This window comes from Methylorubrum podarium (assembly GCF_022179745.1).
Lineage (GTDB): Bacteria > Pseudomonadota > Alphaproteobacteria > Rhizobiales > Beijerinckiaceae > Methylobacterium > Methylobacterium podarium.
Genome location: NZ_BPRD01000285.1, coordinates 1 through 6412, shown reverse-complemented (window position 1 = coordinate 6412; position 6412 = coordinate 1). Strand labels below are relative to the sequence as shown.

Below are 6412 nucleotides of genomic sequence, written 5' to 3'. Positions count from 1 at the left end.
CGAGGCCGACGTCGCCGCCGGGCTCGCGGAGGTGCGCGCGGCCATCCACCGCGCGGCCGAGGACAGCGAGCGCGATCCGGCGAGCGTCCACCTCGTCGCCGTCTCGAAGACGGTGCCGGCCGAGGGCATCCTGCCGGCGCTGGAGGCGGGTCAGCGGATCTTCGGCGAGAACTACGTGCAGGAATCGCGGGCCAAGTGGCCGGCGCTGCGGGAGCGCTATCCGGACGTCGAGCTGCATTTCGTCGGCCCGCTCCAGTCGAACAAGGCGCGCGAGGCGGTCGAGCTGTTCGACGTGATCCACTCCCTCGACCGGCTGTCGCTCGCCGCGGCGCTCGCCAAGGAGATCGAGCGGAGCGGCCGCGCGCCCAAGCTCCTGATCCAGGTGAACACCGGCGACGAGGCGCAGAAGGCCGGCGTCGCCCCCGATCAGGTCGACGTGCTGCTCTCGGAGTGCCGCGAGACCCACGGGCTCGCGATCCACGGCCTGATGTGCATCCCGCCGGCCGAGGACCCGCCCTCCCCCCATTTCGCCCTGCTCGCCCGGATCGCCGAGCGCCATGGCCTGCCGATCCTGTCGATGGGGATGAGCGCGGATTTTCCGGCGGCGATCCAGATGGGCGCGACCCATGTCCGCGTCGGCACGGCGATCTTCGGGCGACGGGCGAAACGGTAAGGCGGCGAACGGGGATACGCCCTTCCACTTTGCTCGTTTCAGCCTCTCCTCCGTCATCGCGAGGCTCAGCGAAAGCGATCCAGGGCGCGCGCTTTCCGGAGAGGTCGCGCCCTGGATCGCTTCGCTGCCGCTCGCGATGACGGAGTGGACAAGGCCCGAAGCGATCGACCGAAAAACCCGTTCACCCGATCCTCATCCGCGTCCCGGGCCCGAGGCGGCGGAGCAGGCGCAGCAGGTCGGCGGGTTTCAGGGCGACGCAGCCCTCCGTCGGCCGGTAGCCGCTGCGGGCGATGTGGAGGAAGATCGCCGAGCCTCGACCCGGGCGGATCGGCCCGCGGTTGTAATCGAGGTCGATCACGAGATCGTAGAGGCCGTCGTCGCGCCAGAGCCGCTCGGCGCTCGCCGCCGTGCTCGGCAGCCGGATCGGCCGGTTGTAGCGCCGGTCCTGCGGCGCGTCGCACCAGCCGTCGTCGCGGCGCGTCGCCCGCAGGGGAAGCGCGCTCACGGGGCGGACGGGGAAGCGGTCGGGCCGGTAGAAGCCGCCGCGCAGGCGGAACACCCCCCGCGGCGAGGCGCCGTCCCCCTCGCGCTTGCGGCTGGTGATGCCGGAGCGCCCGAGGGCGCAGGGGATCACGCTTCCCCCCGCGATCAGCGTGCCGCGGGTCGGGTCGCCGGGGAGCGGGCGCACCCGCAGCAGGCCGAGGGCGCCGGCCCTCCCCTGCCCTCCGGTTTTGCCGCCGTTCCGCTTCGCAACCTGAGGGCGTCGCATTGCCGGTTCGTCCCAACCTGTCCCGAAAGGCGCCTATCTGACGTCGTGTCGCGGCAGAGAGCGGTGGAACATGGCGAAAATTCTGCATAAGCGCGCAATCCGGATTTCCCGGCGCGTAAAACGAACTAGGTTTGTCATCGGGCGGAGCCGTTAGGGTTCCGGTCGCGGCCAGCCGACGGGCAATATGCCTCTTCGGATCGGCGTGCCGCCTTGAAATTGTCTAGGCCGCCTGCCTGATCGTTCCGCGAAGTCCAGGTGACCGGAAAGCTTGTCGAGAGCCGCTGCGTCGATGTCTAACCCTTATTGCCTCCTCGTCTGCGACGACGACGACGCCCTGCGTGAGGCACTGACGGAGCAGATCGACGCCTATGACGAATTCTCCGTCATCGGCGAGCCGACGGCCACGGGCGCTCTGAACCGCGTCACGCAGGAGCCGGTCGATCTCGTCGTGATGGATGTCGCCCTGCCCGACATGGACGGGCGCGAGGCGGTGCGGACCCTGCGCCGCAACGGCTATCGCGGTCCGATCATCATGCTGACCGCGCAGGAATCCGACGACGACATGGTCGAGGGCCTGGAGGCGGGCGCCAACGACTACGTGGTCAAGCCGTTCAAGTTCGCCGTGCTGCTCGCCCGGATCCGGGTGCAGCTGCGCCAGCACGAGGCGAGCGAGGACGCGGTGTTCCGCATCGGCCCCTACACCTTCCGCCCCGGGGCGAAGCTGCTGGTGGGCGAGCGCGGCTCCAAGCTGAAGCTCACCGAGAAAGAGACGGCGATTCTGCGCTACCTCTACCGGGCCGGGCGCGAGGTGGTCGGGCGCGACACGCTGCTCGCCGAGGTGTGGGGCTACAATGCCCACGTCACCACCCATACCCTCGAGACGCATATCTACCGGCTGCGCCAGAAGATCGAGCCGAACCCGGCGGTCGCCGCGATCCTCGTCACGGAGGGCGGCGGCTACAAGCTGCTGCCCTGACGCGCGGCCTTAGGGAAAGCACCTATCCACCTTCCTGCACAGCCCCTGCCCGGACAGCGTATCGCGTCGTCCCCGCATCGGCTAAGCTTCCGCGTGGGCAGTCGAGCATCCCCCGAAAAGTGGTTGCCGGCTCTTGGATTCGAGGCGATGCAAGCGGCGTAGCGTATCGCGGCCGGGGGCGGACAAGCGTTGGGGCTCGACGACGACATCGCGATCCTCGCCGCGGCGCCCGTGTTCGAGCTGTTCGAGCGCGATGCCCTGCGCCTGCTCTCCTTCGCCGGTGAGCGGCGCCACCTGGAGGAGGGCGAGCTGCTGTTCGCCCGCGGCGCGCCGTCCGACGGCGGCTACGTCGTCATGTCCGGCACCATCGCGCTCGCTCCGACGCGGCCCGACGCGCCGCCGGTGACGGTCTCCCGCTCCGGCGTGATCGGACGCAACGCCCTGTTCCGGCCCGTCCCGCGTCCTGCCGACGCCCGCGCGCAGGAAACCTCGGAGGTGATGCGCGTGACCCCCTCACTGATGAGCCGCGTCCTGCGCGAGTTTCCCGCCGCGGCGGCGGCGATCCACGACGGCATGGCCGCGGAACTGCTGGACCTCGCGCGGGGCCTGTCCGGCGTGCGGGAGCGGCTGGTCGGCCTCGCACCACGCAAACGGTGACAGGACCGGACGGCTTTTGTAAGCACGACCACCTTTCGCGCCGTATAGAGTCCGGAACACGCCGATGTCACACGCCGATCTCGAACAGACCATCGAAGCCGCCTGGGAGGAGCGCGCGGGCATCTCGACCGCGACCACCGGCGCCGTGCGCGAGGCGGTGGACGAGGCGCTGAACCTGCTCGATTCCGGGAAGGCGCGGGTCGCCGAGAAGGCGGGTGAGTCCTGGCAGGTGAACCAGTGGCTCAAGAAGGCGGTGCTGCTCTCCTTCCGCCTCAACGACATGGTGCCGATCGAGGGCGGTCCCGGCTCCTCGGCGTGGTGGGACAAGGTGCCCTCGAAGTTTTCCGGCTGGACTGAGGCCGAGTTCCGCGCCGCGGGCTTCCGCGCCGTGCCGGGCTGCTTCGTGCGCCGCGGCTCCTACATCGCGCCCGGCGCGGTGCTGATGCCGAGCTTCATCAATCTCGGCGCCCATGTCGGCGAGGGCACCATGGTCGATACCTGGGTCACGATCGGCTCCTGCGCCCAGGTCGGCAAGAACTGTCACATCTCGGGCGGCGCCGGCATCGCCGGCGTGCTGGAGCCGCTGCAGGCCAACCCGGTCATCATCGAGGACAACTGCTTCGTCGGCGCCCGCGCCGAGGTCGCCGAGGGCGTGATCATCGGCGAGGGCTCGGTCCTGTCGATGGGCGTCTATATCGGCGCCTCGACCCGCATCATCGACCGCACCACCGGCGAGACCTTTTTCGGACGCGTGCCTCCGTATTCCGTGGTGGTGTCGGGAACGACGCCCGGCAAGCCGCTGCCCGACGGCACCCCCGGCCCCGGCCTCTACTGCGCCGTGATCGTCAAGCGCGTCGATGCCGGCACCCGCGCCAAGACCGGCATCAACGAGCTGCTGCGGACCTGATATCGTCGTACGAAATCGCTTGAGGAAGGGTCTGGCCGCGTGCATTCCTTCGAGACATGCACGCGGTCGGCGAAACGCCGACCGACCTCACGGATGCGAAGGCGATCCGTCGCAACGCGGATGACGCCGCCTCTCAGGCCAGGAAAATGGTCCATGACGGAACTCGGTCAGCGCCTGATCCAAGCCGCCCACGAGGCCGTCGCCATCGCGCGGGGTGAGGCGGAGCCGGGCAGCGACGTCGTGCATCGCCCGCTCGCGGCCGACATGCGGGCGATTCGCGAGGCGCTCGGCCTCAGTCAGGACGCCTTCGCCGCCTGCTCCCGGGTGCCGGTCGAAACCGGGCGGCGCGCCCTGGAATCCGCGTGAGGCCGGTCGTGGAGGCGACGCGCGATCAGGTCATCCCCCGAACCCTCGACCTCATCGTCGCGGGGCACCGGGTGGCGACGCCCTGCGCCGTGATCGGGGAGGGCGCCGAGGCGCTGCTCCTGCCCGCCCTCTCCTCGATCTCGGCCCGCCAGGAGATGCTGCCGCTCGCCCGCGAACTCGGCGACACCCATCGCTGCCTCGTGCCCGACTGGCCGGGCTTCGGCGCGCATCCCCGGGCGCGGCTGCCGCTGAACCCGGCCAACCTGCACGCCTTCCTCGACGCGCTGCTCGAAGCCGCGCCCGGCCCCTACGCGCTCGGCGTCGCCGCGGGCCACGCCGCGCCCTACCTCGTGGCCGCCGCGCGCCGCCATCCCGGCGCCTTCGCCCGGCTCGTGCTCGTGGCGCCGACCTGGCGCGGACCGCTGCCGACCGCCATGGGGCCGGAGCGCGCCGCGTGGTTCGGCCGGATCCGCAGGACCGTCGAGATGCCGCTCCTCGGCGAGGCGCTCTACCGGATCAACATCAGCCCGCCGATCATCGGGCGGATGATGCGCGCCCACGTCTATGCCGAGCCGGCGCATGTCACGCCGGCCGTCGTCGCCGCCAAGCACCGCATCACCCGGCAGAGCCGGGGCCGGTTCGGCACGGCGGCCTTCGTGACGGGCGGCCTCGATCCGGTCGCGTCCCGCGACGACTTCCTGGCCCTGTTCGGCGACGGCTTGCCGCCGGTGCGGGTGCTGCGCCCGGAGAAGGCGCCGCGCCGCTCCGGCGCCGAGATGGACGCGCTGGTCGGCACCGGCCGCGTCGCGGCCGTCCCCGTGCCGGGAGCGCTGAGCGCCCACGAGGAATTCCCGGGCGCCGTCGCCGCCGCGATCCGGGCGGCCTGACCCGCCCTCGGAGACCGGCGGGATCGGGCGGGTTTCGCGAGCGAATTTTATATGACAGCGGGATCGGACTGTGACGCGTCTGTCGCACGCCCCTTCTAGACAGGCCCGAAGCATCGGTCCGAGACTGATGCCCGGCCTCCTCTGCGCCGTCCCCGCCTTCGCACCGGTGCCCGAAAGCTGCTGTCTCCGATGTCTCGCCCGACCCGTGCGCCGGTGCGCCTCGCCGCCCTGCTGACGCTGATCCTCGCGACCGGACCGCTCCACGTCGTGCCCCTCCATGCCCAGCCGTCGGGCTCGTCCGGCCCGGCGACCTCCGCGCCCGCCCTGGAGAAGGACAAGCTCACCGCCGCCGCCCCGAAGGGCTATCTCAGCGAGGAGGCGACGCCGAACCTCGTGGCGATCCTGCCGCCGCCGCCCGCCGGGCACTCGGCGGCGGAGGCGGCGGACCGGGCGATGTACAACGCCACGCGGGCCTACCAGGGCAGTCCGCGCTGGGCGCTCGCCACCAACGACGTCGCCGACGGCGGGGCCGCGCTTCTCGAGGACTACGCCTGCGTGCTCGGCCAGCGCATCGACCAGACGCGCGTGCCCGACCTGATGCGGCTCCTCGACCGGGCCCGCATCGACGTCGCCCGCGCGACCCGCGTGGCCAAGCGGCGCTACCGTCGCCTGCGCCCCTTCGTCGGCAACGAGGCGCCGATCTGCGTCGCCCGGACGCCCGAACTCGCCGACAGCTTCAGCTACCCGTCCGGCCATGCCGGGCAGGGCTGGGCCTACGGGATGATCATGGCGAACCTGATGCCGGAGAAGGCGACGCAGTTCCTGGTGCGCAGCCGGCTCTACGGCGAGAGCCGCGTGGTGTGCGGCGTCCACTGGCTCAGCGACGTGGAGGCCGCCCGCACCGGCGCCTCGGCGCTGGTCTCGGTGCTCCTGACCGATCCGGGCTTCCGCGCCGACCTGGAGCGCGCCCGGGCCGACCTGAAGCGGGCTTTGGGCGGGGAGGGGACGAAGCCCGACCCCACCATCTGCGCCCGCGAGGACGCCGCCGCGCGCCAGCCCCTGCTCTGACACCGTTTCCGGTCGATCGGCTCGGCCGCCGCCTCTCTCCTCCCCCTTGTGGGGAGGAGGCAGGAGGTGGGGGTGGTTCAGGGTGAGGCGGAGCGGTGCCTTCTGCACC

8 protein-coding genes are annotated in these 6412 nt (G+C 71.5%); 7 read left to right on the top strand and 1 reads right to left on the bottom strand.

The genetic code is table 11. From position 1 onward, the window contains the following. The coding region (locus tag MFF42_RS14550; protein WP_238256368.1) for a YggS family pyridoxal phosphate-dependent enzyme at nt 1-673 on the top strand (673 nt) is incomplete at its 5' end. A gap of 181 nt (nt 674-854) precedes the next feature. On the opposite strand, the gene MFF42_RS14545 is transcribed toward MFF42_RS14550, so the two are convergent. Next, nucleotides 855-1442, bottom strand: a complete 588-nt coding sequence (locus MFF42_RS14545) for a L,D-transpeptidase family protein (RefSeq protein ID WP_238256367.1) — start codon at nt 1440-1442, stop codon at nt 855-857. A gap of 289 nt (nt 1443-1731) precedes the next feature. Between MFF42_RS14545 and MFF42_RS14540 the strand changes: the two genes are divergently transcribed. From MFF42_RS14540 to MFF42_RS14515, 6 genes are all read left to right on the top strand, one after another. Beyond that, on the top strand, nt 1732-2418 hold the full coding sequence (locus MFF42_RS14540; protein ID WP_003601479.1) for a response regulator transcription factor: 687 nt from the start codon (nt 1732-1734) through the stop codon (nt 2416-2418). A 189-nt stretch (nt 2419-2607) separates the two neighbouring features. Further along, entirely contained in the window at nt 2608-3075 is a 468-nt protein-coding gene (locus MFF42_RS14535) for a Crp/Fnr family transcriptional regulator (protein ID WP_238256366.1), read from the top strand. A gap of 64 nt (nt 3076-3139) precedes the next feature. Further along, the gene (gene dapD / locus MFF42_RS14530) at nt 3140-3982 is read left to right on the top strand and encodes a 2,3,4,5-tetrahydropyridine-2,6-dicarboxylate N-succinyltransferase (protein ID WP_238256365.1); all 843 of its coding nucleotides are present in this window, start codon (nt 3140-3142) and stop codon (nt 3980-3982) included. Nucleotides 3983-4135: 153 nt separating this feature from the next. Then, a complete protein-coding gene (locus MFF42_RS14525) occupies nt 4136-4348 on the top strand; it encodes a helix-turn-helix domain-containing protein (RefSeq protein ID WP_238256364.1) in 213 nt (70 codons plus the stop codon). Beyond that, nucleotides 4345-5235, top strand: a complete 891-nt coding sequence (locus MFF42_RS14520) for an alpha/beta fold hydrolase (protein WP_238256363.1) — start codon at nt 4345-4347, stop codon at nt 5233-5235. Before MFF42_RS14525 ends, MFF42_RS14520 begins: the two co-directional genes overlap by 4 nt. Nucleotides 5236-5424: 189 nt before the next feature. Further along, complete coding sequence (locus MFF42_RS14515; RefSeq protein ID WP_238256362.1) at nt 5425-6303, top strand: acid phosphatase; 879 nt, start codon at nt 5425-5427, stop codon at nt 6301-6303. Nucleotides 6304-6412 lie beyond the last annotated feature (109 nt).